At 38.9% G+C, this 26975-nt stretch carries 34 protein-coding genes and 2 pseudogenes; 28 read left to right on the top strand and 8 right to left on the bottom strand.

Annotated features, from left to right (window positions below; genetic code table 11):
• Nucleotides 1–7: 7 nt before the first annotated feature.
• The 5 genes from ACSR9O_RS17480 to ACSR9O_RS17460 all read left to right on the top strand — a co-directional run bounded on the left by ACSR9O_RS17480 (nucleotide 8) and on the right by ACSR9O_RS17460 (nucleotide 3463).
• Entirely contained in the window at nucleotides 8–658 is a 651-nt protein-coding gene (locus tag ACSR9O_RS17480; protein ID WP_053537357.1) for a methionine ABC transporter permease, read from the top strand.
• A 21-nt stretch (nucleotides 659–679) separates the two neighbouring features.
• Entirely contained in the window at nucleotides 680–1552 is an 873-nt protein-coding gene (locus ACSR9O_RS17475) for a MetQ/NlpA family ABC transporter substrate-binding protein (RefSeq protein WP_101223329.1), read from the top strand.
• Between the two features lie 87 nt (nucleotides 1553–1639).
• Entirely contained in the window at nucleotides 1640–2842 is a 1203-nt protein-coding gene (locus tag ACSR9O_RS17470; RefSeq protein ID WP_491724823.1) for a M20 family metallopeptidase, read from the top strand.
• 194 nt (nucleotides 2843–3036) lie between these two features.
• Nucleotides 3037–3243, top strand: coding sequence for a Fur-regulated basic protein FbpA (locus tag ACSR9O_RS17465; protein WP_076372309.1), 207 nt, complete (start codon nucleotides 3037–3039; stop codon nucleotides 3241–3243).
• Nucleotides 3244–3268: 25 nt separating this feature from the next.
• Nucleotides 3269–3463, top strand: a complete 195-nt coding sequence (locus ACSR9O_RS17460; protein WP_101223327.1) for a Fur-regulated basic protein FbpA — start codon at nucleotides 3269–3271, stop codon at nucleotides 3461–3463.
• A 15-nt stretch (nucleotides 3464–3478) separates the two neighbouring features.
• On the opposite strand, the gene ACSR9O_RS17455 is transcribed toward ACSR9O_RS17460, so the two are convergent.
• Entirely contained in the window at nucleotides 3479–4072 is a 594-nt protein-coding gene (locus ACSR9O_RS17455) for a dienelactone hydrolase family protein (protein ID WP_491724822.1), read from the bottom strand.
• Nucleotides 4073–4160: 88 nt separating this feature from the next.
• The gene (locus ACSR9O_RS17450; protein ID WP_101223325.1) at nucleotides 4161–4556 is read right to left on the bottom strand and encodes an SRPBCC family protein; all 396 of its coding nucleotides are present in this window, start codon (nucleotides 4554–4556) and stop codon (nucleotides 4161–4163) included.
• Between the two features lie 183 nt (nucleotides 4557–4739).
• Here ACSR9O_RS17450 and ACSR9O_RS17445 point away from each other — a divergent pair, with 183 nt between their 5' ends.
• From ACSR9O_RS17445 to ACSR9O_RS17435, 3 genes are all read left to right on the top strand, one after another.
• Nucleotides 4740–5354 (top strand): undecaprenyl-diphosphatase, encoded by a 615-nt coding sequence (locus ACSR9O_RS17445; protein ID WP_491724821.1) that lies wholly within the window; start codon nucleotides 4740–4742, stop codon nucleotides 5352–5354.
• Between the two features lie 93 nt (nucleotides 5355–5447).
• Nucleotides 5448–5873, top strand: coding sequence for a 3-hydroxyacyl-ACP dehydratase FabZ (gene fabZ, locus ACSR9O_RS17440; protein WP_491724820.1), 426 nt, complete (start codon nucleotides 5448–5450; stop codon nucleotides 5871–5873).
• A gap of 8 nt (nucleotides 5874–5881) precedes the next feature.
• Nucleotides 5882–6295: an NUDIX hydrolase gene (locus ACSR9O_RS17435; RefSeq protein ID WP_230178086.1), complete on the top strand. Its 414-nt coding sequence runs from the start codon at nucleotides 5882–5884 to the stop codon at nucleotides 6293–6295.
• A 61-nt stretch (nucleotides 6296–6356) separates the two neighbouring features.
• On the opposite strand, the gene ACSR9O_RS17430 is transcribed toward ACSR9O_RS17435, so the two are convergent.
• Entirely contained in the window at nucleotides 6357–6938 is a 582-nt protein-coding gene (locus ACSR9O_RS17430) for an LOG family protein (protein WP_063594709.1), read from the bottom strand.
• Between the two features lie 293 nt (nucleotides 6939–7231).
• Here ACSR9O_RS17430 and ACSR9O_RS17425 point away from each other — a divergent pair, with 293 nt between their 5' ends.
• Nucleotides 7232–7681: an NUDIX hydrolase gene (locus tag ACSR9O_RS17425; RefSeq protein ID WP_101223321.1), complete on the top strand. Its 450-nt coding sequence runs from the start codon at nucleotides 7232–7234 to the stop codon at nucleotides 7679–7681.
• Nucleotides 7682–7738: 57 nt separating this feature from the next.
• On the opposite strand, the gene ACSR9O_RS17420 is transcribed toward ACSR9O_RS17425, so the two are convergent.
• Nucleotides 7739–9142 (bottom strand): NCS1 family transporter, encoded by a 1404-nt coding sequence (locus ACSR9O_RS17420; protein WP_101223320.1) that lies wholly within the window; start codon nucleotides 9140–9142, stop codon nucleotides 7739–7741.
• A gap of 391 nt (nucleotides 9143–9533) precedes the next feature.
• On the opposite strand from ACSR9O_RS17420, the gene ACSR9O_RS17415 reads away from it, so the two are divergent.
• The 3 genes and pseudogenes from ACSR9O_RS17415 (at nucleotide 9534) to ACSR9O_RS17405 (ending at nucleotide 11178) form a co-directional block, all read left to right on the top strand.
• The gene (locus tag ACSR9O_RS17415; protein WP_491724819.1) at nucleotides 9534–10031 is read left to right on the top strand and encodes a DUF2798 domain-containing protein; all 498 of its coding nucleotides are present in this window, start codon (nucleotides 9534–9536) and stop codon (nucleotides 10029–10031) included.
• 171 nt (nucleotides 10032–10202) lie between these two features.
• The gene (locus ACSR9O_RS17410) at nucleotides 10203–10433 is read left to right on the top strand and encodes a DUF3953 domain-containing protein (RefSeq protein WP_491724818.1); all 231 of its coding nucleotides are present in this window, start codon (nucleotides 10203–10205) and stop codon (nucleotides 10431–10433) included.
• 59 nt (nucleotides 10434–10492) lie between these two features.
• Nucleotides 10493–11178: pseudogene (locus ACSR9O_RS17405) on the top strand (MBL fold metallo-hydrolase).
• 315 nt (nucleotides 11179–11493) lie between these two features.
• On the opposite strand, the gene ACSR9O_RS17400 reads toward ACSR9O_RS17405, so the two are convergent.
• A complete protein-coding gene (locus tag ACSR9O_RS17400; protein WP_491724817.1) occupies nucleotides 11494–11964 on the bottom strand; it encodes a hypothetical protein in 471 nt (156 codons plus the stop codon).
• Between the two features lie 304 nt (nucleotides 11965–12268).
• Here ACSR9O_RS17400 and ACSR9O_RS17395 point away from each other — a divergent pair.
• Nucleotides 12269–12376, top strand: a pseudogene (locus ACSR9O_RS17395) (YjcZ family sporulation protein); the annotation flags it as partial.
• Between the two features lie 100 nt (nucleotides 12377–12476).
• On the opposite strand, the gene ACSR9O_RS17390 reads toward ACSR9O_RS17395, so the two are convergent.
• Nucleotides 12477–13865, bottom strand: coding sequence for an aminotransferase-like domain-containing protein (locus ACSR9O_RS17390; protein WP_230178091.1), 1389 nt, complete (start codon nucleotides 13863–13865; stop codon nucleotides 12477–12479).
• Between the two features lie 184 nt (nucleotides 13866–14049).
• Here ACSR9O_RS17390 and azlC point away from each other — a divergent pair, with 184 nt between their 5' ends.
• From azlC to ACSR9O_RS17365, 5 genes are all read left to right on the top strand, one after another.
• Nucleotides 14050–14805: an azaleucine resistance protein AzlC gene (gene azlC / locus ACSR9O_RS17385; RefSeq protein ID WP_230178092.1), complete on the top strand. Its 756-nt coding sequence runs from the start codon at nucleotides 14050–14052 to the stop codon at nucleotides 14803–14805.
• Complete coding sequence (locus ACSR9O_RS17380; protein ID WP_491724816.1) at nucleotides 14802–15134, top strand: branched-chain amino acid transporter permease; 333 nt, start codon at nucleotides 14802–14804, stop codon at nucleotides 15132–15134. The genes azlC and ACSR9O_RS17380 overlap by 4 nt, the downstream gene beginning before the upstream one ends.
• A 70-nt stretch (nucleotides 15135–15204) precedes the next feature.
• Entirely contained in the window at nucleotides 15205–15666 is a 462-nt protein-coding gene (locus tag ACSR9O_RS17375) for a PaaI family thioesterase (protein ID WP_491724815.1), read from the top strand.
• A 344-nt stretch (nucleotides 15667–16010) separates the two neighbouring features.
• Nucleotides 16011–16592, top strand: a complete 582-nt coding sequence (locus ACSR9O_RS17370; RefSeq protein WP_491724814.1) for a cytochrome P460 family protein — start codon at nucleotides 16011–16013, stop codon at nucleotides 16590–16592.
• A 181-nt stretch (nucleotides 16593–16773) separates the two neighbouring features.
• On the top strand, nucleotides 16774–17469 hold the full coding sequence (locus ACSR9O_RS17365; protein ID WP_491724813.1) for a DUF4405 domain-containing protein: 696 nt from the start codon (nucleotides 16774–16776) through the stop codon (nucleotides 17467–17469).
• A gap of 24 nt (nucleotides 17470–17493) precedes the next feature.
• Here ACSR9O_RS17365 and ACSR9O_RS17360 read toward each other — a convergent pair whose 3' ends face one another.
• Nucleotides 17494–18396, bottom strand: a complete 903-nt coding sequence (locus tag ACSR9O_RS17360) for an AraC family transcriptional regulator (RefSeq protein WP_260358591.1) — start codon at nucleotides 18394–18396, stop codon at nucleotides 17494–17496.
• Nucleotides 18397–18706: 310 nt separating this feature from the next.
• Here ACSR9O_RS17360 and ACSR9O_RS17355 point away from each other — a divergent pair, with 310 nt between their 5' ends.
• The 7 genes from ACSR9O_RS17355 (at nucleotide 18707) to ACSR9O_RS17325 (ending at nucleotide 23810) form a co-directional block, all read left to right on the top strand.
• Entirely contained in the window at nucleotides 18707–19690 is a 984-nt protein-coding gene (locus tag ACSR9O_RS17355) for an aldo/keto reductase (protein ID WP_459735120.1), read from the top strand.
• 23 nt (nucleotides 19691–19713) lie between these two features.
• Nucleotides 19714–20565 (top strand): aldo/keto reductase, encoded by an 852-nt coding sequence (locus ACSR9O_RS17350; RefSeq protein ID WP_101223308.1) that lies wholly within the window; start codon nucleotides 19714–19716, stop codon nucleotides 20563–20565.
• Nucleotides 20566–20753: 188 nt separating this feature from the next.
• Nucleotides 20754–21137, top strand: a complete 384-nt coding sequence (locus ACSR9O_RS17345; protein ID WP_491724812.1) for a hypothetical protein — start codon at nucleotides 20754–20756, stop codon at nucleotides 21135–21137.
• Nucleotides 21138–21484: 347 nt separating this feature from the next.
• A complete protein-coding gene (locus ACSR9O_RS17340) occupies nucleotides 21485–21892 on the top strand; it encodes a YbaN family protein (RefSeq protein ID WP_260358589.1) in 408 nt (135 codons plus the stop codon).
• 278 nt (nucleotides 21893–22170) lie between these two features.
• Nucleotides 22171–22878: a DNA alkylation repair protein gene (locus tag ACSR9O_RS17335; RefSeq protein ID WP_491724811.1), complete on the top strand. Its 708-nt coding sequence runs from the start codon at nucleotides 22171–22173 to the stop codon at nucleotides 22876–22878.
• An 88-nt stretch (nucleotides 22879–22966) separates the two neighbouring features.
• Nucleotides 22967–23350 carry a class I SAM-dependent methyltransferase gene (locus tag ACSR9O_RS17330; protein WP_491724810.1) on the top strand — a complete coding sequence of 128 codons (384 nt, stop codon included), beginning with the start codon at nucleotides 22967–22969 and terminating at the stop codon, nucleotides 23348–23350.
• Entirely contained in the window at nucleotides 23328–23810 is a 483-nt protein-coding gene (locus tag ACSR9O_RS17325; RefSeq protein WP_491724809.1) for a hypothetical protein, read from the top strand. The genes ACSR9O_RS17330 and ACSR9O_RS17325 overlap by 23 nt, the downstream gene beginning before the upstream one ends.
• A 288-nt stretch (nucleotides 23811–24098) precedes the next feature.
• Here the strand turns inward: ACSR9O_RS17325 and ACSR9O_RS17320 are convergent, their stop codons facing one another.
• Entirely contained in the window at nucleotides 24099–24269 is a 171-nt protein-coding gene (locus tag ACSR9O_RS17320; protein WP_491724808.1) for a hypothetical protein, read from the bottom strand.
• 411 nt (nucleotides 24270–24680) lie between these two features.
• Here ACSR9O_RS17320 and ACSR9O_RS17315 point away from each other — a divergent pair, with 411 nt between their 5' ends.
• Genes ACSR9O_RS17315 through ACSR9O_RS17305 form a run of 3 tightly spaced genes read left to right on the top strand, consistent with a single transcriptional unit; the run spans nucleotide 24681 to nucleotide 26890 of the window.
• Entirely contained in the window at nucleotides 24681–25124 is a 444-nt protein-coding gene (locus ACSR9O_RS17315; protein WP_459735116.1) for a MarR family winged helix-turn-helix transcriptional regulator, read from the top strand.
• Nucleotide 25125: 1 nt separating this feature from the next.
• Nucleotides 25126–26202, top strand: coding sequence for a threonine aldolase family protein (locus ACSR9O_RS17310; RefSeq protein ID WP_101223302.1), 1077 nt, complete (start codon nucleotides 25126–25128; stop codon nucleotides 26200–26202).
• Nucleotides 26171–26890: an alanyl-tRNA editing protein gene (locus tag ACSR9O_RS17305; protein ID WP_101223301.1), complete on the top strand. Its 720-nt coding sequence runs from the start codon at nucleotides 26171–26173 to the stop codon at nucleotides 26888–26890. Before ACSR9O_RS17310 ends, ACSR9O_RS17305 begins: the two co-directional genes overlap by 32 nt.
• The last annotated feature ends 85 nt before the right edge of the window (nucleotides 26891–26975 follow it).

Here is a 26975-nt window from a genome sequence, read left to right as displayed (position 1 = left end):
TTGGGGAATGGAAATAACGGCAGATCAGCTGTCGACAGCTTTCGGTGACACACTTTATATGGTAGCCATCTCATTGGTATTTTCCGGATTGATTGGTCTTCCGCTTGGTATCCTGCTTGTCATTACAAGAAAGGGCCATATCCTGGAGAATAAATGGGTCTTTAATGTATTGAACCCGATCATCAATATATTGCGGTCGGTTCCTTTCATCATCTTGCTAGTAGCACTTATTCCGTTTACCAGAATGATTGTAGGCAGTGCGATCGGAACGAATGCGGCCATTGTTCCGCTAATCTTTTACGCGGCTCCTTATATCGCCCGGCTTGTGGAGAACTCCCTGTTGGAAGTGGACAAAGGGATCATCGAGGCAGCTCAGGCGATGGGGGCGACGACATGGCAAATCATTTATCGTTTTTTGATTCCTGAGGGACTTAGTTCGTTGATCCTTACATTTACAACAGCGACAATCGGGCTTGTTGGATCTACGGCCATGGCAGGTGCCGTCGGTGCAGGCGGGGTCGGAGATTTAGCTTTGGCTTACGGTTATCAAAGGTTTGATACGATGACGATGATCGTCACAGTGGCGGCGCTCGTGATCATCGTTCAATTACTGCAATCCACCGGGAATTTTGTTTCAAGAAAAATCAGAAGAAGATAAAAATAACAGGAGGTAGGAGAAATGAAGAAAATCTTATTAACGATCATAGTATTGGCATTGGCCATCTTGTCTGCAGCATGCGGGAAAGAAGAAGGTGCATCAGGCGGTTCGGATGATGTGAAAACAGTAAAAGTCGGTGTCAGCAGCGGGGATACAAGAACATGGGAATACATTGTCGACATAGCGAAAGAGGAAGGGCTTAATATTGAACTGGTCACTTTCAATGATTATATCCAACCGAACCTTGCTTTAAGTGAAGGTGAAATTGATGCCAATTCATTCCAAACGGTCGCATACTTCGATGAATTCGTTCAAGACCAAAATCTGAAATTAGAGGCCATCGGGTCGACTGTCATTGCTCCTATGGGCCTTTATTCGAAAAAACATAAAGATCTCAAGGATCTTCCGGATGGCGCTACGATTGCCGTTCCGAATGAAGCAACGAACTTTGGCCGTGCACTGCTTCTTCTTCAGGAAGCTGGATTGATTACATTGAAAGAGGAATTCAATGGATCGGGATCATTGGAAATCATTAAGGAAAATCCGAAAAACTTGAAAATCCAACCTGTTGCTGCCGGCAATACACCGCGTCTATTGGATGATGCCGATGCTTCAGCCATCAATAATAACTTTGCCGTCGAAGCAGGCCTTACTTTAAAAGATTCTTTATTCCATGAGAGTAAAACGGCGAAACCATATATTAATATCATTGCAGTTAAAAAGGGTAATGCCGATCGTCCTGAGCTGCAAAAATTAGTGGAGCTTTATCAATCGAAAAAAGTGGAAGCGTTCATTGAAAAAACGTTTAAAGGAAACACCATTCCTGCATATGTTTCTGTAGATGAATTAGTGAATTACCAGGATGCTTGGACAAAACCAGCTAATGAAAAATAATGATTCAGATTCAAAACGAGTGAAGGAATGCCGGATGGATTCAAGATGCCTATCCGGTTCCTTAAACCAAAAAGGGGAGATAAGAATATGGCGAGAGAATTAGTGCAGAAGCAGCATCAGCAGATCATTGAAGATCACATCGACCTTCATTCCAAATTATATATCGAAACGAGTCAAGCCATTCATGCTAAACCCGAAATTGGGAATCAAGAGTTTTTCGCTTCGGATACATTAACCGGAATACTTCGAAATGAAGGATTTGAAGTAACCCGCAATATTGCCGGGCATGAAACAGGATTCATCGCCAAAAAAACCTCTTCAAAGAAAGGTCCCACAATTGCCTTTTTAGCCGAGTATGATGCATTGCCGGGTTTAGGCCATGCTTGCGGCCATAATATCATCGGCACAACGAGTGTTGCAGCGGGCATTTCCTTGGCTCAAGTGCTGGAGGAAACGGGCGGAGAGGTGATTGTTTTCGGAACACCGGCAGAAGAGGGCGGGCCGAATGGAAGCGCAAAAGGCAGCTTTGTGAAGCACGGTCTATTTGATGGGGTTGATGCGGCAATCCTTATCCATCCTGGCGGGCAAACGCGTGTCACAAGTCCATTTCTGGCAGTCGACCCCCTAGATTTTCATTTTTACGGGAAGTCAGCACATGCAGCAGCTGCACCTGAAGAAGGCGTGAATGCACTTGACGCGGTGATTCAGCTGTTCAATGGCATTAATGCTTTGCGTCAGCAGCTCCCGACTGAGGTCAAAATCCACGGAATCATCACCAATGGCGGGGAAGCTCCTAACATCATTCCCGAATATGCTTCAGCCAGATTTTACATTAGAGCAACAACATGGAAACTTTGCCAAGAAGTATCCAATAAAATACGTGCTGTTGCCGAAGGGGCAGCACTTGCCACAGGAAGTACGGTTAAAGTTGAACGTTTCCAAAATGAAGTACTCGATTTTGTCATTAATCCAGTTCTGGATGAACTGTTAAAAGAAGAGCTCTCTCAATTAGGGGAAGCAGTGGGTCCTCGAAAAGAGAGTGGCTTTGGCTCGACGGATGCAGGTAATGTAAGCCATGTAGTGCCGACAGCACATCCTTATATAAAAATTGGCCATGATGAGCTGATTGCCCATACGAATGAATTCCGCGACTGTGCCAAATCTCCTGCTGGAGACAAAGCCATCCTGACCGGAGCAAAAGCGCTTGCACTTACAGGTTATAAACTGATTACGGATAAAGACCTGTTGGATAAAGTGAAAGCAGCATTTCATGAAGCGAAGCAAAAATAAATAAGATGCACGAAAAAAATTGTTGACTGCGGATCACAGAGTTAGTATTATAAAAACAATAATACCGAGTAATTTAATAGGGATTATAGGTTAATTGACCGGAAAACCGGAGACTTTTCTTTCATGTAAAGAGGTGTCTTCGGTTTTTTTTTGTGAATGGGCAAGTCGAAAGATTATCAAAAGGAGGATTTAGCATGGGGATATTATTACGTAAAGCCATTGAGAAAAAAAGAAACTTCCTGATAAACAAGTTGATTAACAAGGGAATTTATAAAAAGAATGACATCCATCTATTTGAATTAACCTTAACCGATTTAGAGAATGAATATATTAAAATAAGCAAAATTGAAGAGAAGGAATCCGACGATCATTCCCCCTGTCTAAGGATACATTTCATATAATATCAGAATAAAAGGAGAGGGTGAAATGAGGAAGAGTGTGGAAGAAAGGCGGAAGGAATTAATCTTTAAACTTATGATCCATACTGTAAATAAGACTGTGGAACAGCTTATGAAGTTAACCTTAAAAGAATTGGAAACAGAATATAAAAAGGTTCAAAATGAATGTCATCCCCATAGTGATGCGGGTTCGATACAATGGATCAATACAAAACGGCATTAGGTTGAATGTGTAACCTCAATGTTGCATGAAAAATTTCATCATTTTGCTAACGGCTGCCTGGGCTGATTCTGCATGATATTTTGAATTGTAAGGATCACTGAATCCGTGTTTTCCGTTGAATTTATGAACCTCGACGTTCGTTCTTTCTAAAGCTGAAATTAACTCGTCCACATTAAATGATGGCTCTTCTAGTGGGAAAAATAGCAATGCAGGGCATTGTGGCGCCAAGTCTGCATAATTCCTAATACGTGAACCGTAGTAACCAACTATTCCATCGACACACTCTTCCTCACTGCACAGCCAAGTTACAGTTGCCCCTGCACTGAATCCAAGAATAAAAATCTTTTGGTATACATCTTTTATATCCGATAAAATATGCTTTATCTTATATAAAGCACCCGTGAAGCCAACGTTCTCCATAAAATGTCGATAAGCAGCAGCCTCTTGGGAATAATCAAAAGGCGTCTCGCGGTCTAACAAATTCGGACAGATTACATCAAAGTCATTGTTTGATAATGACTCACAAATACCCTGCATATGTTGGTTCAGTCCATATATTTCGTGAATGACAATGATGACAGTATCGGACTTTTTCTGTATGTGCAGCATTTTTTACCTCCTTATACGATTCCCTTCTATTATAAACCAATTCTTAACAGTCTTTTTCCAACTCTATATCCGAAGGGGATACCATCCTTTAGGTATAGGGAAGTTCTTTTCCTTCTAAACAAGCTTTTAAGTTAGCCAAACTAAGTTCATATCCGTTCATGTTAATGGATACTCTAGTGCCTTCGGATTCTGGGAATATTTCAAAAGTGAAAACGAGTTTATCCGAATCCGAAGAATAAGAAAACCTTTCGCAAGGGATTATCTCTTGGATTGTAAAGCTCATTGGGATGCTTTCATTCTCTTTAAGATTGTTATGTGCACTAGGCATTAATACGAAGATTGCCTTCTCTCCAACCTGGAGTTTAGGAATATTCCATTTTGAACCCGGGGCATACCATTTTGAAATGATTTCATCATTCGTGATCGCATTCCAAACCGTTTCTTGGTTTTCATGAATTAGAACAGAGTTCCTATCATTATTCATTTGACTAACCTCCGTATTTTTCTTGGATTATATAGAAAGTTCAGGAAATATACAAGACCCCACCAAGCTTCTTTAACCGGGTGACAATATTGTAAGACGGCAGCTTAAACTGTTAGGAAGAACGATGGCGATATATTTCCTTTCTCTTTAATATGTAAGAAAAAGGGGAAGGTTGGGTATGAAATGGACTTTTTTGAGTTGAATACCAATGTATTCAGAATGATCAATGACTTAGGGAAACAGTACGATTATTTAAACCCTTCTGCCATTTTCATTGCCGAGTACATGGTATTTTTATTAGCTTTGGCAGTCATCTTAATATGGTTCACTCGAAATGAACAGAGTAGGATGATGGTTGTTTGTGGGATGATTACGTTTGTAATAGCTGAAGTGATGGGGAAAATGGCAGGGAGATTACATTATAATAATCAGCCATTTGCCGAATTGGCCAATGTTAATCAGTTAATTGAAAAAGCAGTGGATAATTCATTTCCAAGCGACCATACCATCTTGTTTTTCTCGTTTTGTGTATCTTTTTGGCTTTTCAAAAGAGGATGGTGGTTGTTATGGATCATGCTGGCTTTCCTTGTTGGCATTTCCCGTATTTGGGTAGGTGTCCACTTTCCGGCGGATGTGCTGGCAGGAGCAATACTGAGCACCATTTCAGGATTGGCGGTTTACCTTGTTGTTCCTAAAATAAGCGTGATTCATAAACTATTAGGGGGATATGAGAGGTATGAACAAATGGTTCTATCCCCGTTAACTAAATCGAAGGAAAAAAAATCAAAGGATTTGTAAGCGAAAACAGGGTTGCTCAGGCAGGAATATCCATATGGTGATGCTGATGGTAAAATTAAGTGAAAGCAATCCATCGCAATGGGGGACTTAATATTGATTGACATTCAAGAAATCAAAGACATTATCAGGCATCGCTATCCATTTCTATTAGTTGATAGAGTTTTGGAACTGGAAGAAGGAAAGAGGGCGGTGGCCATTAAAAACGTAACGGCAAATGAAGAGTTTTTTACTGGTCACTTTCCCGATTACCCAGTGATGCCAGGTGTGTTGATCGTGGAGGCATTAGCACAGGTAAGTGCTGTTGTCATGCTTACAAAAGAAGTAAATAAAGGGCGGATCGGGCTTTTGGCCGGGATCGATGGATGCCGTTTTAAAAGGCAAGTAAAACCAGGGGACCAATTACGTTTAGAAGTGGAGATTACTCGCTTGAAAGGTCCTATCGGTAAAGGAACAGGCAGGGCTACTGTCGAGGGGGAAACTGTATGCGAGACAGAGCTCATTTTTGCTTTTGGTGATTGATGGTGATAATGATAAAAAAAGCTTACGGGTATGTGACAAGAATCAATAATGGAGAAACACAGGTATTGGTTTTTCAACATCCCATTAGGGAAGCGGGCATACAGATACCTAAGGGAACGGTGAAGCCTAAAGAAGATGCTTACCAAGCAGTAATTAGGGAAATGAAAGAAGAAACAGGTCTGGAAAATTTTCATGTGGAGAAATTAATAACAGAAGATTTTTGGGAGAACGTCGATGGTGCCATACATAATAGATATTTTTATCAAATAAGTGTATCGAATGTTCCTGATGAATGGGACCATCAGCCGACGGGTGGAGGAGATGAAGCGGGGCTGACATTTCATTTCTTCTGGATTTCATCCGAACATGAAGTGCAACTTATCAAAGGGCATGGAGATTATTTAAACCGGATATTTACTTAACCTGCAGTTTATCACAGCCGGCCAAGATCATTATTGATCTTGGCCGGCTGTTTTTTAATGATCAGGTTTGTTTCTCGGTAATGAAAGTTTTTACGGTTGGCGGTTCATATGTAATGAATTGATCAAGAAGTCCATTAGGTTCAACATCTACCAGCGCCATGGAACGGAATTTTTCATGCAGGAACTGTTCGTCGGACATATGGTTGAATAAAGCGACCAAAGGATCATAATAGTGATTGATATTTAAGAGTCCGCAAGGTTTTTGATGAAGACCAAGCTGAGCCCAAGTGAAAATCTCAAAGAATTCTTCCAATGTTCCTGGCCCGCCTGGCAAGGCCATGAACCCATCTGCAAGCTCAGCCATTTTTGCTTTTCTTTCATGCATGGATTCCACGACGATCAGCTCGGTTAAGTTCTTATGTGCTATTTCCTTTTTTTCTAGGAAATCTGGCATTACGCCAATTACATTTCCGCCTGCTTCCAAGACGGAATCTGCAACTGCACCCATGATTCCTACACTTGAGCCCCCATAGACAAGGGTAATCTTACGTTTTGCCAATTCCGCACCCAGTTTTTTAGCCTCTTCTACATAGACAGCAGATGCACCTTTGCTTGATCCACAAAATACAGCTAGACTTTTCAAAATATCACATCTCCCATTTAGTAATCTTCCTTTCTTATCATACAAAATTCAAGGGGATTTGTTAAACTTGAATTATCTAACTCACGAGTAAATAGCGCAAACTCACGAGTAAACCAGTGAAATTGACAAGTAAATAGCTCGAACTCACGAGTAAATAGCGCAAATTCACGAGTGAAACAGTGAAATTCATGATTAAACAGCGCAAACTCACGTGTATATCGCTCAAACTCACGTGTATATGCTCAAACTCACCAGTAAACAGCACGAACTAACGATAAAGGGGTTCTTAATAAATGTTTAAGTATACAGTCTGTTTTGTAAAGAAGAATAATGAACTTCTCATGCTTAACCGGGAGAAAGCTCCAATTATGGGTGTTTGGAACGGGGTGGGAGGCAAAATCGAGAAAGGTGAAACGCCTGATATAGGTGCACAGCGTGAGGTATTTGAGGAAACTGGGATAGAGGTGGAGCCTTTTTTTTCTAAAGGAACGGTAACCTGGGAGACTCCAGAAGGTGAAGTGGATGGAATATATGTATATTTGTATATGGCGGATGAGGATTTAATATATGAAACACCGAAAAAAACGCGGGAAGGCATTCTTGATTGGAAATCCATTGATTGGATACTTCATCCACTTAATCTCGGAATTGCTGAGATGGTCGCACAGTACTTGCCGGTATTAATGAAAAAAGAAGGAGACTATACATTCACTTACAAAAATGGTCAAATATATAATTCCTGAAATCAACATTACTTAAAAAGGGATACTGCCATTTTGAGCAGTATCCCCTTCAATAAGTTAAAACTCATTCTCGAATATCGTCCCCTTTTTGAATCTTGAATCCTTAAAGGCGAACTTCATCAGAATAATATAGGCGATGCCTGCCACAATAACGCCGATGATCCAGGCAAGCTCGACTTTTATAAAGGCAGCGCCGGCACCGATAAGCATTGCGAGCAGTGCGCATGGATTATATCCTGCAAATGGCCCGTCTTCTCTGTACAAATCGGCAACATTCATTTTTTGCTTTCTTAATATATAGTATTCGACTAATAAAATCGAAACGATTGGACCTAAAAAAGCGGAATAAATCAGAATGAATAAACCAAGGCCCTTCGCCGAAGAATCCTGTACAAGCACCCAAGGGAATGAGCAAAAGGCAAGAACTCCGGTTATGATAACGGCAACCTTATATTTCAACTTTGTAAGCAAAGTAATCACATATGTTGGCGGAATAATATTGGCAACCATATTTACCGCAATTGCACCTATGACGATAAATGCTGAAACGCCTACTGTGATATAAGGATTATCCACCACAATGGCAAACGCCTTAACTGGATTGGAAATGCCAGTAGCGGAAGCAAGCATTACACCGATTGTCAGTACGAAGCCGTATGCTAGTAAAATGGGCGAAAAATACAAAAATCCTCGTTTTGCATCACTGATGCCAGACTTAAGCTCTCTTGAATAGTCCCCTGCGCTTAAAAAGATAGCCGCGTAGTTTCCTAAAAACATCATGATGAAAGCAAAGAACGGCAAGCCCCAAGAGCCTTCAGCATGTACCCATTTTTCCGCGATGACCTCGCTATGTGATGTAAGAAGAATACCAAATACATAGACTAGCGCCAGCATGATAACAATGGATGCAAGCATTTCCACCCATTTGATGGCATGGAAGCCATATAGCGAAAGTACAATTTGCACCAATTGAATCGCGACAAAGCAAATGACCGTATTATCAAAAGCGCCACCCGTAATGATCTTTACGATTTCGTTTAAGGCAGTACCGCCGATCCAACTTTGAAAACCGTACCAGATTATGGCCGGAATACCACGTAAAAGTGATGATATGATGGAGCCTTTCATCCCGAAGGACATTCTGAGCTGAACAACATAGGGAATACCGGTCCTGTATCCAATCCTATCATTTAAAGCGAAAATCACGGAAATGATAGCGATGGCAATGGCAGCTGCGGTAAATGTCTGAAGAATATTCAACGTAGCGGTTCCCGCTACGACCAAGCTTGCCCCAAGTGTCATATTCCCTAAATTGACGCCGTCCCCAATCCACATGAACGTATAGGATATCGGGCCAACCGTCCTATCTTCTTTTGATCTCGGCTTCAGAGATTCATCCAAATCCGCAGCATGGTGGAACTCCGCCTCTTCTAAAGCATGGCTTTCTAGATATGTAGACAATTTACACTCAACTCCTATTCATAGTGTGTTATATGATATGACTATTGATGTGATAAAAACTAACATGAGAAAAGTATACAGGTTTCGTATTTAGGAATCATTAGAAGAAGTGTGAAATTTCAGATATTATTTTGTGCTTTTTAACTAAATGAAGATCAAATGAACTCTTGTCCTGCTGTATCGTGATTTGTTTGCAGTAACTAAGGTTACTGCGGCAGACCTTTTCGGGAAAAACGACGCAGCATAGGTAAGATTAAGCCTTGAAATTCATTGAATAGAAGTGATAAAATTGTTATATCAGTGTGTAGAGATATTGGTCTTTTTTATTGACCAAAAATATATGTCTCACGATACGTCTGCCATCTGAAATATTTTTAATGGGGATGATCATATGCACGATGAAACAAGATTACCGCGAAATGGAAAAGACTTTGTATTATTTTTAGCGATTATATCAATACTTTCAGTCAACATTATTGCACCACTTATTATGGGATTTAAATTTGGATTCAGTAAAGAAGTGTATTTTGAAACCTTACGAGTAATTCCATTTGTATGGATTTGTGTCATTTTATTAGTAACACTTGTTGTAAATCCTCTGGTTAATAAACTCGTACAAAAGTTTATTGAACCTACGGACGGTTTTAATGCAAGAGTGTTATTCACGATATTATTCAGCGTAACCATCCTGTCCATTTTACTGACGGTTATCGGATCTTGGATTGGCATGAGAGAAATTAGTATGGAGCCGATTCAGACGTTCTTTTATGAGTGGCCACGTAACTTTTTCGTCGCATTTTGGGTTGAAGTACTGATCGCACAGCCGATAGCAAGATTTGCAATGAAAAAATTACATGCGAGTCAGGCCCGTAAAGCAGTAAATGCGTAACATTCAAATAAATTAAAAGCCCATATAGCCGACTGGTTTTATTAAAAACCAGTCGGCTTTTTCGTGCAGAAAAGCGGGGTGATTAATGAAGAAATTTCCATTTTTCACACAATGAAAAGCTGTCAAATGGTATGATTAAATAAAAAATTGTACTTAAGGGGAAATAATTTCTTGAAAATAGTTAAAATCATCTTAGCAATAATTGTAGTTGCTTTATATGCATATCAGCTAATTACTGGAAGTGTTGAGTTGATGCCATATTCTATGTTGTTTCTGGCGGTAATTATGTTAATTACAGGATTAGAGGAGCCTCAAAAAGATAGAACAGGAGGATCTTTGAGGTACGTTGTTGTCTCATTATTTCTTTTCTTTGTATCCATGCTTGGTTTCTTAATGGACTAATTGGTGTTTTTGTTTAAAAACGAGAGCTACTATTACCTTTTTAGTAGGTAGGAGGAAAAATGAAGATAATAGAACTGCCAATTGAATTTGAATTTAATGGACAAAAAAATCACATAAATCCTAGCTTGATTATTTTGAAGAACGAACTAACTTTGGTCGATACAGGGTATCCAAATTTTTTACCTTTAATTGAAAATGAAATTATAAAAAATGGTTATGAAATGAAGAATTTAAAGAATATAATCATTACTCATTATGATATTGATCATATAGGCTCCTTATATGATTTCAAGGAAAAGTATCCTTTGATTAACATTATAGCCAGTGAAATTGAATCAAAATTTATTAGTGGTGAAATGAAGTCAGAGAGATTGGTTCAAGCCGAAGAAATGTGAGAAATATGCCAAATCAAGAAATCGAATTCGGTAAATGGTTTATACAACAATTAAAGAATTTAAAGCATGTGTCAATTGATGAAAAGGTACATGATGGTGATTTGATTTTAGATAACGAATGCAGGGTAGTAGCAACACCAGGTCATACTTCAGGGCATATTTCATTATATTTTCCAAGTTTAAAAAGTGTAATAGCAGGTGACGCAGCTGTTATAGAGAATCATGAATTGGTCATTGCTAATCCGCACTTTTGTCTAAATGTCGAGGAAGCAGAACAGTCCTTAAGAAAGATTAAAGATCTTAGAGCTGTAAATTACTATTGTTATCATGGTGGAAAATTCACTTTATAATTGGGTTTTGCTTAAGATTGGGGCTGTCTTTAGGCAGCCTTTTCTTATGAGCTAAAGGGGCAGGATAGTTAAGGGCTAGAAATGAAACCCCCATCTAAACCAGGAAGGGGGTATATGTGTTTGAAGTTTTAAAATTAAATAACTTATTGTAATCTTGACATTCTTTATTGCGGGCGGTGACAGCTTCGCTGGTACTACCCATTTATACAGAAAAAACCGAACTTTTTACAGTTCGGTCAAGCAAAGGTGGGGGAATATATCCTTTGGAATCTATATTGTTTGCTAGTTTGAAGATTTTTGTAGAATCATAATATATTAATAATTCTGCTGTTCACTTCCAACAGGAAATGAAACCCCCATAGTTCGTAAAGCTTCTTTTGCTTGATTTAAATAGGATTCCGCTTGTTCTTGCCATTTGATAATCACTTTAATAAAGGCTATATATTCAGGTCCTGCGTTTTCCTCCATTACTTTTAATCCTTCATGTACTTTTTTATCTTGGGTTTTAGCGTTTATTATACAAGCTGTCATTGTTTCTATAATGGTTTGCTGTTGCTCGCCATTTTTTAGTCTTTGGGCTGACCCCACTGCGGTTACACGGTGATATGAAGCAGGGATTAGATGGTTATGCATCTCGCGACTTCCTTTTAAATCTTTGGTTTCGGGTATATGGAAAAGCTCACTGCTCATGGCACATACCATTTCTTCAGCATATAAACTTTGATGTAACACATATAAAATAGGTTCCCAGTTGTTTACTCGATAATAATAATCATTCGGATACAAAAAAACATCTCCTCTTTCAGTACATTTTATCGTTATAATTTAGGATTGAAATTAATGAAATTGTGTTTTCCATCATATGTTTATTAATGTTGTCCAGTTCAAATAATAATGCAAAGGTTAAACATGGATAACTTATTCCTAGATGTCAACTGAATATGTACCTTTGGCCTATATGAGAAAATACATATAAATCCAACATTTTATCCTCTGAACAGAGATGGAGACTATTGGTGTCATCTTCCTGATTAGAGCATAAGATGATATTACCCATTTATTCCTCCTTAAAAAAAGGAGATGTTTCTATATGTCAGGTTGTGAACATGATTTTGACCGCGGTTTTGGATTTGGTGGAGGTTTCGCCTTTATAGTCGTTTTGTTTATACTCTTAATCATTGTTGGGTGTAGTTGTTTTTAAGGCGGGAAAGGGCGGCTTCTGCTAAAAAAGTATAAAAAAGCCTGACCGTATTTGGTCAGGCTTTTTATATTTAATCTAAGTATCATCAATTTTTGAATCAGCCTAGATACTGCTTTAATATTTCTAATCCTATTTTTAACTCATCGAATGAGTTTGTGGAAGAAAGTGCAATACGCAAATACATATCAGGGGTGGTCTGCCCGCTTTGAAAACGATTGGAATGAAATACCCGAATACCGCGCCTTTTCAAATCCGTTTCCAGCTGTAACGCATCGTTATGTCCTTTAATTGGAAGCCAACGATAAAGACTGAGAGGATGTCCAACATCCATTCTTAAAGGAAAATATTCCGAATAAATATCATTTGCAGTTTGTGCAAGCTGTTTCTTTTGAGAAACAATTTCATGAGCCTTTCCTGATAGGATTAACTCTGTGATAACCTCTGCATCAAAAGAAGAGGTCTTTACATTAATGTTGAAAATGGCTTGGGCAATTTTCTCGCGAAAGGCCTCCCCATAAACCATATAGGCAACTCTTAATCCAGAACATATTGACTTAGAGGTGCCGCAAATATAAACGCTCTGTTCCGGAAGCAAATGGAACATCGGCTGCCGGTAATCGGAGATAATGCCTGCAGTCAAAAATGCATGAATATCATCCTCAATCAAAATTAAACGATGCTTACGGATGATCGCAGCTAATTCCTGCTTTCGAAAATCTGAGATCATGACTGTAGTTGGATTGTTGCAAGAGGGCATCAGGAAAATGCCGTCAATATTTGTTTGAGAACACTGCTTTTCAAGTTCATCTGGCAGCATTCCATAATGGTCTCCGGGAATGGGCACTAACTTAATATGAAACATCTTTGCCAGCTCGATAAAGTTTGAATATGTGTATAAGTCGGTTGCAATTCTATTACCAGGCTCAAACAAAGCTGCCAAGGCTATGGCCAATGCATTTTGGGCACCGGAAACGATTGCAATATGCTCTTGATCCGCGTGAATGCCGAAAGATTCCATCCAGTTTAGAGCTGCTGTTTTTTGATGTGGAATACCAGTCGGGTCGTTGTAATTCAGCAGATGCTCCAAATAACTTTTGTTCACAGTTTTTTGTAAAGTTTCTGAAACAATATCATTGGTTTGCTCAAAAGATGCCACAAAACCAAGATCAATGCTGTTTGCCGCTTTATCTGCGGAAATGGTTATGGAACGAGTGGCATTAGGAGCCACAAAAGTTCCGCTTCCCGTAACAGCATATATCAATCCCTTTACTTCACATATTTTGTAGGAACGAGTAATCGTGGTGAAGTTTAAGTCTAGAAAATCCGCCAATTCTCGTTGCGGGGGCAACTTGGTTCCAGGTGCTATAAAACCATTTGTTATATCTTGTTCAAGTAATGAAGCAAGAGATTTATAAAAAGGCCGCTTTAATGCTTTCTTATCAGGTTTCCAAGACATTGGATAATTGTCAAATGAATTTACGGGCATAGTTCACCTCTACTATCATATTCCATACAATCATAACATTTTTTGTATGGAACTCTAATGGATTTGAGCTGGCTTTAAACGAATATAAGGTGATAAGCCTATCAGTCCGTCCGTTTTATGAAATGTGCGAATTTTATTTTAATTGTAATCCATACAATTAACTTGTTTTTTGTACGGATTTTGTATGTTAAGTTTAAATAAATTTAGTCATCAGGATGTGAATTATATGAAAAAAAGAACTCAAATGCTAACTGCATTTCGTGCGGCTTTTCCGTACACAGTGCCCATTTTGGCAGGCTTTTTATTTTTAGGCATCGCTTATGGAATCTTTATGAATTCATTAGGGTTCAGTGCGATTTACCCGATATTGATGAGTCTAACAATATTTGCAGGATCGATGGAGTTTATTGCAGCCAATTTATTGCTTGTCGCGTTCAATCCGATTAACGCCCTTTTTCTAACATTAATGGTGAATGCACGGCATTTGTTTTATGGCATATCAATGCTGGATAAGTATAGGGGGACCGGTAAGAAAAAGCTGTATCTGATTTTTGGGCTTTGCGATGAGTCTTTTTCCATCAATTGTACCGTTGATGTTCCGAAGAATGTAGACAAGGGCTGGTTTATGTTTTTCGTGACAATGCTCAATCATTGCTATTGGGTGATAGGATCAACGATTGGCGGTATTTTTGGCTCTTTTGTCAAATTCAACACAGAAGGACTCGATTTTGTTATGACGGCTCTCTTTGTAGTGATTTTCATTGAACAATGGATGAAAGAGAAAAAACATCATAGTGCTCTCGCTGGGCTTGGGCTGTCAGCTGTCTGCCTTATTATTTTTGGCGGAAGCAATTTCATCATCCCTGCCATGTTTGCCATTTTGGGGGTACTCACCTTACTTAGAAAGCCGTTAGAGAAAGTTGAGGTGAGAACCATATGACAATGACTTTAACGCAGCAAATCATTACAATCGCGATGGTTGTTTTAGGCACAATGCTTACAAGATTTCTTCCCTTCATCGTTTTCCCATCAGGTAAACCTACACCGAAGTATGTACAGTATCTTGGTAAAATGCTGCCATCTGCAGTAATTGGGCTTTTGGTCATTTATTGTTTAAAGGATGTGAGCTTACAATCCGGAAGTCACGGCACCCCTGAATTTATTGGGGTGGCTGTAGTTGCCCTGCTTCACCTTTGGAAGAAAATGATGCTCCTCTCCATAGCGGGGGGAACGATTGTCTACATGGTGCTGGTTCAATTGGTTTTTTAAATTGATAATGATCAGCACATCCAATTCACGTCACAATTACTGATATCAATGGTATTGGAAGGGGCAGGTAATGGTGAAGAAGCAAATTGATGAATATCAAATTTATGAAAAACACTATGAACAAATTCATGAGCAAGTGAAAAACGATCCGTATGCTCAGTCGTTAGGCATTCAGTTAACAAAATTCGAGGCAGGTTTTGCAGAAGCAACGTTAGAAGTGCAAAGCACTATGGTAAATGCATATGGAACTGTTCACGGGGCAGTTATTTATGCTGTAGCAGATCATGCTTTTTCCGCAGCCTGTAATGCCTATGGAAAAACATCATTAGGACTTTCGACAACCATCCAGTTTATTGAATCAGCTAAACCCGGAGACAAGGTAGTAGCCCGTGCAACTGAAGTCAAACGAAACTATCGGACAGGATTTTATCGAATAGACGTCTTGCATGAGCAAAACCTGATCGCGACCATGGAGGCAGTGTCATACCGTAAGGACCATTATTTTATTGAACTTGATGATGGACAAGATTAATCAGTTTAATAGTTTACGAGCAGAGCTGTCTTTAAGGCAGCTTTTTCTTATGGCATTTTAGGGCAGGGTAGTTACATGCATTTCTTCATAAGGTTATTTAAAGGAAATTTAATCTATCCGCTTTCGCTTTAGATAGAAACGTAAGAGGATTAGGCATTGATTTAAGAGAAATAGGACAGCGTCCGCATTTTAATCTGTAGCATAATGAGGATACCTCTACATTAATACACTACTCTTTTATAGTGTTTATGTGCTAATGCCTCAAATTACAAATTCACTGTATATATGGGAACGATTGCTAGTTTTGTATAGTAATAATTCGGAAAGAACTTGGAGGAAAACAGATGAAAAAACTATTATTTATGTCTCTGGCTTTGGTCATGTCCAACACTCTATCTGCATGTAACAGCAATAATGACAGTAATGGGATTTCCCAACAGGAACAACAATCAGAATCCAATCGTGAATTGGTTGAATTCCCTGAGAACTACGATAAAGGTGTAAACTATACCACTGTCAATCGTGGAAATGTCAGGGAGGAACTCTACACGAGCAGGGAAGCGATCGAAGCGGTGCAGAACGGTCAGTCAATCCCTGACGGCACAATAATCACACTCGAAATCTATCGGGATGAAGATCTTGATGAAATCTTCGTAATGGAAAAGCGCGCTGGCTGGGCTGATGGGAACCCATCTGAGATGCGTAATGGAGATTGGCTATACCAGGAATTCAATGGAGACAAGTCGGTGGATTACAAGGAAGAAATCGGCAGATGCTTTACTTGTCATGCGAACCAGGAACGTGATGACTTCGTGAACACGATGGATGAAATGAAAAGTTTTGACCTTGGAGAGTTTACAGGATCAAAGGATGGCAATACAGGATCCCAAATCGCAGGTATCCCCACCGAACACACTGGGAGGTGAAGGCGGCAGATGACCTGGAGGGCTCTCAGGATATATTGCATGAAAGCAGATTAATGGAGGAAGAAAAATCCGGAATTATCCAGAAGGTTCTATTGATGGTTCATTATAATAAAGAGACATAGGGAGTTAGCTTACGGAAAACCAACCTAGGGATAAATAAAATTAGAAAGAGGAGAACTTCTTGAATCGAAATATGTTAATCCGGCTGGTCATTGACCTTTCTATGACAGTTCTGATGTTAGTTGCAATGGCTTACCAGATTACTGGAAATGCAGTGCATGAACTGGCAGGAGTATTATTGTGTTTATTGTTTATTACCCACAATATTTTAAATCGACGATGGTATAAGACGATCTTTAAGGGAAAACACAATGTACGACGTATTCTGAGCATAGCGGTCAATCTGCTTTTTCTAATATCCATGGCTGTGGTGATAATAAGTTCTGTGCCCATATCTCGTGACATGTTTCCCTTTATTCCTTTAAACAATGACACGGTTCCATTGCAGATACATGTTATGACTTCATATTGGGGATTTATCTTCATGGCTGTGCATATAGGAATGTCCTGGGCAACCATTATCAATTCAGTTCGAAAGATGACGGGAATTACTGGCACCAGCCGTATCCGCACCATAGCATTTCGTGTCATAGCGGTGTTGATTGTTGTTTACGGGGTTCAGGCTTCTTTCGAGAGGGAGATGATTTACAAATTAACCATATATAATCCGTTTGGTTGGAAATTTAATGATTCCTCCATGGGGTTTTTACTAGATCATCTAGCTATCATGGGAATATATATCAGTGGGACTCATTATGTTCTGAAATTTGTTCAGAAGCAGGATAACACAAATTTCCAGAATAAAAAAGTGCATTAATCCATAATAGATTAATGCACTTTTTTATTCATATGTTGCCTTCAGGCGGTTAATATCTTCTTTCGGGGGTAAACCAAACAAGCGGGAATATTCACGGCTGAATTGGGATGGGCTCTCGTAGCCTACGCGGAATGCTGCTTCAGTGGCATCTGTTGACTCGGATAATAATAGGCGCCGGGCTTCCTGTAGCCTCAGTTGTTTTTGGAACTGAATGGGACTCATTGCTGTTACCTCTTTAAAGTGCCTATGAAGCGATGAAACGCTCATATTTGCAATTTCCGCAAGGTCTTCAATCCGAAAAGACTGGTCATAATTATTCATTATATGGTCGACAACGTCGCCAATTTGATAGGTGGAACTTCCTTCTATCGCAATTTGGCCAAGAGTAACTCCATGCTGACCTTGCAAAACCCTATAGATGATTTCCTTCGTGATAAGAGGTGCGAGTACCGGTATATCATTAGGATTGTCCAGCAAACGAGCTAATCTGGTTACCGCGTCCAACAGAGATATCTCTATTTGGCATACATACATGCCTCTTTTAGCATGTTCTTTCTGGTTAACAGCAAGTTGAGAATCCTGTAATACCTCCAAGATCTGGCTTGGTGTAAATTCGAGTTTGAGTGCCAAATATGGATTTTCGGAAGAGGCTTCTGTGACTATTCCGGTAATTGGCAAGTTAACAGAGGCAATAAGGTAATCGGCTGGACCGTATACATAGCGGTCCTGTGCAAGCAGTACCTCCTTCATACCTTGAACGATAATGCATAAGGAAGGCTTGGAAACTCCGTAATTCGGACCGGTAACTGTAGAGAATCGAGAGTAAAATAAAGAAGGAATTGCAGTCGGATGAGACCCGTCCTCGCCTGTGTGACTCTCAATGAGTTGGGTGAGCTCTGCCCGCTGTTTATAGATTTGTTCAGACATAAAAACCTCCTTGATTCCTTATTCTTTCTAGTTCCATTCTAATACATATCGCTCTGGAATTTAAGTGATGTGAGAGGATTAGGCAATGATTTGGCAGGAATGGTATAAGGGTTTCTTATTTATATATTGCATAATAAGGGAGTAATTGAATGTGTTGAAACGCACTATGGCTAACTCTTATCATTTTTTAGTTCGAACATCTCAATTACCCAATCAGATTTTCTTACTGCCGCCCATGTGCTTAACACCACATCGGTTGCGGATAAAATATAACAGCAAAGTGACAATCAAAAAAGAGGAGGGAATAGTTATGCAAAAACGTAAATTAGGAAAAAGTGACTTAGAAGTTTCTTCTATCGGACTTGGATGCATGGGCATGAGCCATGGTTACGGTCCTGCTTCGGACAAGAAGTTGATGATTTCGCTGATTCATGAGGCAATTGACCGAGGTGTTACTTTTTTCGATACTGCTGAAGTATATGGTCCATTTGTAAATGAGGAGTTGTTAGGAGAAGCGCTTGCTCCTTTCAAGGGAAAAGCGGTTATTGCGACTAAATTTGGTATCCAAATGGTAAATGGCAAGCAGGTGCTTGACAGTAAGCCGGAGCGTATTAGGCAATCAATCGAAGGCTCGCTTAAACGGCTTAAGGTTGACACCATAGATCTGTACTATCAGCATCGGGTGGACCCAAGTGTTCCAATTGAGGAGGTTGCCGGAGTAATACAAGACCTGATCAAGGAAGGCAAGATTAAGCATTGGGGACTTTCTGAAGCAGGGGTGGAAACGATTCGTCGTGCACACTCGGTTTATCCACTCACTGCCATTCAAAGTGAATACTCAATGATGTGGAGAAGTCCTGAAGAAGAACTACTGCCTGCCCTTGAAGAGCTTGGAATTGGATTTGTTCCTTTCAGTCCGTTGGGTAAGGGATTCCTTACTGGGAAAATTAATAAGGACGCAACGTTCGGCAGTTCCGATTTCCGCAGTATTGTTCCTCGCTTCAAACCTGAGAATATCGAAGCAAATCAGGTATTGGTCGAACTGATAAAGAAGATTGCTGCAGGAAAAGATGCAACGCCTGCTCAAATCGCTCTATCATGGGTACTTGCTCAGAAGCAATGGATTGTTCCGATTCCCGGTACACGGAAATTGGAGCGCCTCGAAGAAAATCTTGGTGCAGCAGATATTGAACTGACCCATGAGGAATTAAAAGATTTGAACAATGCGCTCTCGAAAATCGAGATTTCAGGAGATCGCTATCCGGCAGAATACGCAAATAGAGTAGGTAAATAACAGATAAAACAGGAGGATTTCATATGCAAAAAGTAATCTTGAACAATGGTGTTGAAATGCCGATACTAGGTTTTGGGGTTTTTCAAATTCAAGATGAAAATGAATGCGAACAAAGCGTTTATGACGCTATTATGGCAGGCTATCGTCTTATCGATACCGCTGCCTCTTATCTAAATGAAGAAGCAGTAGGCAGAGCAATCAAGCGGAGTGGTGTGCCACGAGAGGAATTGTTTATTACTACAAAACTCTGGGTTCAGGATGCTGGTTATGAGAGCACAAAGAACGCATTCACAAAATCGCTGAAAAGACTACAATTGGATTATTTGGATTTGTATCTGATCCATCAGCCATTTGGGGACGTATTTGGTTCTTGGCGTGCAATGGAGGAATTGAACCGTGAGGGAAAAATTAGGGCAATTGGGGTTAGTAACTTTCAGATGGACCGTCTAGTGGATTTGATTATCCACAATGACGTAATTCCTGCAGTAAACCAGGTTGAAACTCATGTTTTTAATCAACAAATAGAAAGTGCGAAACTTATGAAAGAGAACAATGTTCAAATAGAGTCGTGGGGTCCATTTGCTGAAGGAAAAAATGATATGTTCCAGAACGAAATATTAGTGTCCATCGCCGAAAAGTATAATAAATCTGTGGCACAGGTGATTTTACGATGGTTGACACAAAGAGGAGTCGTTGCGATTCCAAAGTCTGTTCGTAAGGAAAGAATCATCGAAAACTTCAAAATCTTTGACTTCGAATTGGACCAAGAAGATATGGAGAAGATTGCTGCGTTAGATACGAAAGAGAGCTTGTTCTTTTCTCATAGCGATCCTGAAATTGTGAAATGGATCAGTACCCGTAAACTTGATATTTAACGCTCTCTTCCAAAATGAAGCGAAGAAATAGTCGATTTCCTTTTAGGAATATCGGCATTTCTTCGTTATAAACATTTGATAGGGATTTTAAAAAGCGGAAAAGGATTTATGCACAAAAAGGATTACTGATGAAGTTTACCAAAGAAATGAGTAATTGTTGTTGATCTATCGGGTGCGTTAGCTGAAGGTTGGAGCTGTCTTTAAGACAGCTTTTTCAAATTGAGGTAAAGGGGCAGGGAAATCTGGTAACTTTATTTGGAAACTATGTTAAGATTGGGGTATTGATTTTTGAAAGGCGTTGGAATATGAGTCAAGACAATCCAAAAACAAAGATACACCTCTGGCTATCTGTTACGCTTTTACTCTGTGGAATTGTTTCTTGGATTCCTTATTTGGTCTTTAAAATTGAAGTATCTTACGGGATGCTAACATTTGTTCTTAACCCAATTGGAGTAATATTAGGTTCATTTTCAAACAATAGATTAATAGCCTTTAGCAATTTATTTATGGTCTTTAGTTTTATTCCTGTTATGATATTTGTATATCTAACAAAAGGGTACATTCCTATGTGATTGGCAGGGGGTTTTTTGACACTCCATCAAACGTTATATAGAAGTAATAGATGCAAGAGCAGTAAATCAGATCTGTCATCTATATAGGTTTAGTTATGTGAAAATGATACTCCATCTAAAAAATAATAAAGAAAAAGTTATTGTATCGCAGTTCGATAGAATTGTGGTAAAAAATAGGATGATAATTGTTCAACTAACAGGTGCTTCACTTCACTAAGAAAGGTTGCTGCGGCATCCTGTTTCATATGAAACTAACGGGGTCAGGTTAGTTCAAGAAGGTAAAGGGAAGATACTAATCAATTAGACTTCCTCTTTATGTAATAACGGAATAGAATATAAATAAAAAGGTGATTACAATTAAAAAAGTAAAAAGTATCCTATTTTTTCTTCTTGGATCCATATCTCTTTTGATTGGTATTGCAGGGACTGTGTTACCAGTTCTGCCGGGCGGTCCATTTTACTTATTTGCTGCTTTTTGCTTTGCTAAAAGTTCCAAGTCGATTGAAAACTGGTTCAAGAGCACCTCATTATATGAAAAATACGTTGAAGCATTCCTGCAAAAAAAAGGTATGACCCGAAGAGAGAAAATCAGAATCAATATAATTGCCGATTTCTTCATCGTAATTTCTGTATTTTATGTGGACATCCTATTAGTGAAAATCTTATTGGTCGTGCTAGCCCTCTACAAACATTATTATTTCATTAAAAAAATTAAGACAATTGACCGAAAAAGTACGGAAAAAAAAGCTTTTTGAGCCTTAATTAACGGAGTTGCATCGGCAGCTCTTTTTTTATGGAGCTAAAGGGGCAGTATAGCTAAATAAAAACAAAGGGGAAATCCCCTGATCCCAAGCAAATCTAACAGAAGGCATTGTTTCTTGCCATAAGTTAAAAAAGTGCCAACATGCATTCCTGCGTAACACTCATGTGCTTAGACGGTGCTGACAAATGGCAGTCTGTTATAGGATAATGGTGATATATATTGATGGGCAAAATATTAGGGAAAACTCCATAATGAAGGAAGTGCTAAACGATGAATTTAGAAATGGTCATGCAGGAGCTTGAAGCCCTTGGCAAGGAACGAACTAAAAAAATGTACATATCCAATGGGGCGCATGAGCCGCTTTTTGGCGTGGCTACAGGCGCCATGAAACCAATTGTAAGGAAAATAAAAATAAATCAGCGTTTAGCTGAAGAGCTTTATTCGACAGGTAACTATGATGCAATGTACTTTGCAGGCATAATTGCAGACCCAAAAGCCATGACTGAGTCTGATTATGATCGCTGGATGGATGCTGCGTATTTTTATATGCTGTCCGATTATGTAGTGGCTGTAACTTTATCAGAGTCAGATATTGCACAAGAAGTTTCCGATAAATGGATTGCAAGCGGTGAAGAGCTGAGAATGTCAGCGGGCTGGAGTTGCTACTGTTGGCTTTTAGGGAATCGAAAAGACGTTGAATTTTCAGAAAGAAAAATTTCCGATATGCTTGACCTTGTGAAAAGTACGATTCACGATTCGCCAGAACGAACGAAATCCGCTATGAATAATTTTCTATACACCGTGGGGATTTCATATTTGCCACTCCATGAAAAGGCAGTCGAGACCGCAAAGGCAATAGGAATCGTAGAAGTCAAACGGGACAAGAAAAAAAGCAGTTTTCTAAATGCTTACGAAAGTATTCAAAAGGAAGTCGGTAAAGGAAAGCTTGGTTTTAAGCGCAAGCATGTAAGATGTTAAAATTGGTTTTGCAAAATTGAAGTGTAATTTCAATAAAGGAGGTTGCTTAGGCAGCCTTTTTCTTTGTTGATGAACCAATACACAATAAATGTGGGGTGAATTATACTTGAAGTCATTTCAACTGAACGAAAAAACAAGATCTTTTTTATCGGAATATCAATTATTTGAAGATGATTTGATACAACAAGTTCAGTTGCAGCACAGTTTGGAATTAGTATCGGCATTTGGGATTCAAAAAGGAATGCGTGTATTAGAAATAGGTTGTGGTCAAGGGGATACAACCGTTGCTATAGCAGACGCAGTAGGGGAAAGCGGACCTGTTGTCGCAATAGATATTGCTAGTCCCGATTACGGAGCACCGTTAACATTAGGTCAAGCAGCAGAACGTATTAAGGAATCTTCATTAGGAGAGCATATTGACTTCCATTTTGAAATGGATTTTAATTTTTTTGAATCACCTATACCCATTTGATGTGGCGGTATTATCCCATTGTTCATGGTATTTCAAGCAACCCGAAGATTTATTGAAATACTTTAAAAAAATTCGTAAATTGGCAGAACATATATGTTTTGCAGAATGGGACCTCGATTTTACCTGCATTTCTCAACGTCCCCATTTTTGTGCAGTTTCCATTTTGGCATTGTACTCAAACTTCGTAAAGAATGAAGGAAATATCCAAAACTTGTTTCATAAAACTCAAATTCACCAGCTACTCCAGCAGGCAAATTTTGAAGTGATAAAACAACTTACCGTAGATGCAGCATTTTTACAAGACGGTCAATGGGAAAAAAGTTATGCAAATAGTATCCGTGCAGAATTTATTAAAGTTCCTTACATGATGCAAACGTTGATAACTGGTTATTATGAACTGATGAACAATTCGAATGAAAAGGAGAATTCATTAAATGGTTTCATTGTTTGTGCAAAGTAATGGGTTCCTCATTTGCGACCGTCACAGCTCATTAAAGCTATAGTACCTTTTAGTTGAATTAATCAAATTTGATGTTTTTTCTCCTTTTTCAGCTTAAGCAAAAAGGAAAACAATTAGGCAGCTCTGATTTTGACCTCGTTTGTTGAAGTACCAAAAAGCATATCTTCAAATAATCAAACTGAATACTGAATCACAAGAAAATCCATTTTGATCAATCTTTCTCAAAATGGATTTTTTTATTTACGCTCGTTAAAGAGGACATTTAGATTTATTTCAAAGCTACAGCAGTTAAAACATTTCATTAACTTCCCATGATTCGACTATTTGATGCGCCAACCTTGGATCATATCCTTTACCCATCAGATAGGCAATAGCTGCAATTTCCATCATTGCATGAGGGACAGATGTTTTTTGAGCTTCGTTTAAACCATACTGTACCCAAGGGCCAACCTGTGACAATGTCTCTTGTTTGAGCTGGTGTGGGTTAGTGTAAGAAGGATACACAATATTACATCCTTTCAAAAATATAGTTAAATATCACAATTCCATTTTATGCACCTTAACTCATCCCGTGTTCGATAATCTCTAATTTTATAGATAAAAGTTATGGGTCAAAGGATGTCCTTCTTCAACAATGGAGGGAGGGGAGTTTAAGTTGGAAATTGCACAAGTGTTTCTAATTAAAGTATTGTAACTTCCTCAAGAAGAAACAATCAGCCTAAAGAATATAAACAGGAAAAGTGAATTTTTTGAAATTGGTTAAACTAGGGGTATCTATTAATCCTTCAAAGATTTATAAAAAATGTTGACAAAGTCCACTAATCACAATAAAGTATTAGTGGATAAAGTCCACTAAAAAGGAAGTCTATAATGAATATAAATAAAAATACCATTGCAGATATCCGGCAATTCAATAGATTTTATACGAATCTACTTGGTGTGTTGGATAAGCATATTTTGGATACCGGATATTCTTTCACTGAGGCACGGGTAATTTTAGAAATCGGTTTGATGGAGCAGTGTATAGCGAACAATTTAGTTGATAAACTGGAAATTGATCGCAGCTATATGAGCAGAATAATTAATAAGTTAAGCAAAGATGGACTGGTTATGAAGGAAAACTCGGCCTTGGACAACAGAACTAGTCTAATTCGGTTGACTCCTGAAGGGTTGACTCTTTTTGACCAGCTTAATGAAAGATCTGATGAACAATTAGTGAGGTTATTCCAAGGATTATCAGAAAACGAAATAAAAGAAATCCACGCTTCTATGATGTTCATTCAGAAGAAATTGGATAGTTTGGGGAGATTATAGGATGATACGTTTTGAAAATGATTATACAGAAGGTGCTCATAAGCGAATTCTGAAAAGGTTAATAGAAACCAATGAAGAACAAACACCTGGATATGGAGTGGATGAACACTGTGAAAAAGCGAGAGCCTACATTCGAAAAGAGTGTGATGCTGCAAATGCAGATATACACTTTTTAGTAGGAGGAACACAAACGAATACAACTATTATCGCTTCAATTTTGCGGCCGCATCAAGGTGCAGTTTCTGCAATTACCGGTCATATCGCGGTACATGAAACAGGGGCGATTGAAGCCACTGGTCATAAAGTGCTTACTTTGCCGAGTGATGATGGAAAAATTCAAGCTGGACAGGTGAAAGAATTATATGATGCTCACTGGAATGATGTTACTCATGAGCATATGGTACAGCCAGGCTTGGTTTACATTTCTAACCCTACAGAAAATGGAACGACTTATAGTAAAGCCGAATTGGAAGCATTGAGTGAAGTTTGCCGGGAATGTGGTTTGCCATTGGTATTGGATGGAGCTAGATTAGGGTATGGCTTGGCTTCGAAAGACAGCGATTTAACCTTGGCGGATGTTGCCAGGCTATGTGATGTGTTCTATATAGGGGGAACGAAAGTTGGTGCAATGTTTGGTGAAGCGGCAGTCATCATGAATGATGCCCTGAAAAAGGATTTCCGCTATTTCATCAAGCAAAAGGGAGGGATGCTGGCTAAAGGGAGACTTTTGGGGATCCAGTTTGAAACCCTATTTGAAGATGGCTTATATTATGAAGTTTCTAATCATGCCGTGGAAATGTCAATGATGATTCGAGAAGCATTTGTTGAAAATGGATTTTCATTACGATATGACTCCACATCAAATCAGCAGTTTCCCATCTTGCCCGAAGATGTAATTTTGGAATTAGGCAAAAAGTATTCATTCTCCTTCTGGGAAAAAGTCGATGCTACACACAGTGCTGTGAGATTTTGTACCAGTTGGGCTACGAAAAAAGAACATGTTGATATGCTCGTAGAGGATATTAACGCAATTAAAGGAGAAAAAAATGGCCACGATAGAGTTATATGTAGAGAATAGTTATCTAAAAGAATGTTCGGCAAATATTGTTTCCATACAAGACCGATTTGTTGTGTTCAATCAAACCATTTTTTATCCTGGCGGCGGTGGGCAGCCTTGTGACCGGGGGATCATTAAACAAGGTGATGAAAGCTATAATGTATTAGCAGTAAAAAAAGTAGATGGTGAAATTATTCATGAACTAGAACGTCCATTACAGGACATTGATCAAACAGTAGAAATGCAGATTGACTGGTCTTGGCGGTATCAGAATATGCAGTATCACACATTATTGCATGTCATTTCAGGTTATTTATATGAACATTACAATGCTTTAGCTACAAGCAGTCAAATTGAAAAAGAACATGCGAGATTAGAGCTGTCTTTTTCTCCTGAAATAATACAAGAAATACCATTCGATCAATTAGAACAAACGATAAAGAAGGTACTGGCCCAACCCCATAATGTTGACACGAATACAATTAGCAGAGCTGAAGCAGAGCAAAAAGAAGGGGTTATTAAAACGGTCATTAATTTACTTCCAGCTTCTATTAACGAAATTCGAATCGTTCAAATAAATGATATTGATGAGCAAGCATGTGGCGGAACCCACGTCAACAACACTAATGAAATTAAAGACTTTTCCATTATGAAAATTCAACAAAAAGGTCCGACGAAAAAAAGGATCAAAATTCAACTATTGGATTAAATTTAATGAGGAATATAAATGGCAGAGATACGTCCTTGTAATTTGGTATTAAGCTAAGTCGGAAACATCGTCCGTGTTTTTTAAT

The organism is Peribacillus sp. B65 (genome assembly GCF_058513295.1).
This window is presented reverse-complemented; position numbering and strand designations above follow the sequence as displayed.